General features: G+C 58.5%; 2 protein-coding genes. Both read left to right on the top strand.

Features of this window, described 5'->3' with window-relative positions; translation table 11 throughout:
- The coding region (locus tag PQQ51_RS34265) for a calcium-binding protein (RefSeq protein WP_408501614.1) at positions 1 to 776 on the top strand (776 nt) is incomplete at its 5' end.
- Positions 777 to 903: 127 nt separating this feature from the next.
- Positions 904 to 1,656 (top strand): ABC transporter transmembrane domain-containing protein (locus PQQ51_RS34260; RefSeq protein ID WP_408501613.1); only part of this gene is annotated, 753 nt, incomplete at its 3' end.

Genomic DNA, 1,656 nt, shown 5'->3' with positions numbered 1-1,656 from the left:
GCGATACGTTCGTGTTCAACGCCGGGTACGGCCATCTGGAGATCAGCGAGAGCTATTCCGGTGCGGCGCAGCCGGTACTGCAGCTGGGCGCCGGAATCAGCGCGTCGTCGCTCACGGTGAGGGCGACTTCCAACGGCTATGGACTGGTGTTGACTGACAGCGTGAGCGGCGACCAGATCACGCTGGACAACATGCTTTTCTACTCGGGGTACGGCGTGCAAAGCGTGCAGTTCGCCGACGGCAGAGCGTTGACGGGGCAGCAGCTAATTCAGATGGAGACGATTGGCACCGCTGCCAACGATACGCTGTACGGTACCGCGAGTGCCGATGTCTTCGATGGCAAAGGGGGCACAGATATCGAAACCGGTCGTGGAGGCTCCGACACTTACGTATTGCAGCAGGGATACGGCGCGTTGACGATCGTCAATGGGATATCGAGCAGCAATGGGGCGGCAGGTAATCTGTCGATTCAGGGTGCTAATCCGAACGAGATATGGCTACAGCGCGTCGGGAACAACCTGCAGGTCGACCTGATGGGTTCGACCACAGAGGCAACGATCCAGAACTGGTTCAGCAACACCTACAGTCAGCTCGGCAATCTCACTGTTAGCGGTGGATCGGCGGGGACCCTCACGCTGGACGCGCAGATCAACCAGTTGATCCAAGCAATGGCGACCTTTTCGGGTAACAACCCCGGATTCGATCCGACGTCGACCGCGCATCAGACCATCACCGATCCGACCGCCCTTGCCGCAGTAAACACGGCATGGCATTAGTAGCTTCGGCATCATGTCCCGGTCGCACTTCAGACGACCGGGGTTTCCTCCAATATTCAGTAGTTAGCGACTGCCCGCGCTACCAATAACGAATGCGGCCATCTGAGCCGACAATAAGGCATTACCTGTGACAGCAAGACCAGAGGACGTTACCGCCGATCCAGGGCTGGCCGCACTGGTCCTGATCGCTCGCCTTCACGGTGTGGCGGCAGACCCGGCGCAGTTACGCCACGCGGCAGCGATGAAGACGGAGCGCTTTGAGGAGCGGGATCTGATCCTGTCTGCCCGTTCACTCGGACTGAAGGCTCGCGCCGTCACGGTCGGCGAGACACGGTTGACAAAGACGCCCCTGCCGGCGCTACTTCTGGACAGTTCTGGTCAGCACTGCGTACTGGCCGGATGTGATGCAACCCGTGCAATGGTGCTGGAGTGCGGTGCGCAAACTCCTACGGTGACTTCACCCTCTGAGGTCATGACCCGATCAGGTGGGCGTCTCCTGCTGTTTGCTTCCCGTGCATCGCTTGCTGGCAATCTCGCGAGGTTCGATTTTTCGTGGTTCATCCCTGCGGTTGTCAAGTACCGACGCCTGCTGCTTGAAGTGCTGCTCGTTTCACTCGTGCTTCAGGTCTTTGGACTGGTGTCGCCGCTGATGTTCCAGGTAGTGATGGACAAGGTCCTGGTCAATCGGGCCTATAGCACTCTCAATGTCGTTTGTGTGGCCCTGCTGGTCAGTTCTGTATTCGAGGTACTGCTTACGGGCCTGCGCAACTACGTGTTTTCTCACACAACCAATCGCATTGATGTGGAACTGGGAGCGCGACTGTTTCGTCATCTTTTGACATTGCCGCTCGCCTACTTCGAAGCGAGGCGCGTTGGCGAT

Source organism: Paraburkholderia xenovorans (genome assembly GCF_046030735.1).
Lineage (GTDB): Bacteria > Pseudomonadota > Gammaproteobacteria > Burkholderiales > Burkholderiaceae > Paraburkholderia > Paraburkholderia xenovorans_A.
The sequence above is the reverse complement of the archived record's forward strand: the minus strand, read 5'-3'. Positions and strand labels throughout refer to the sequence as shown.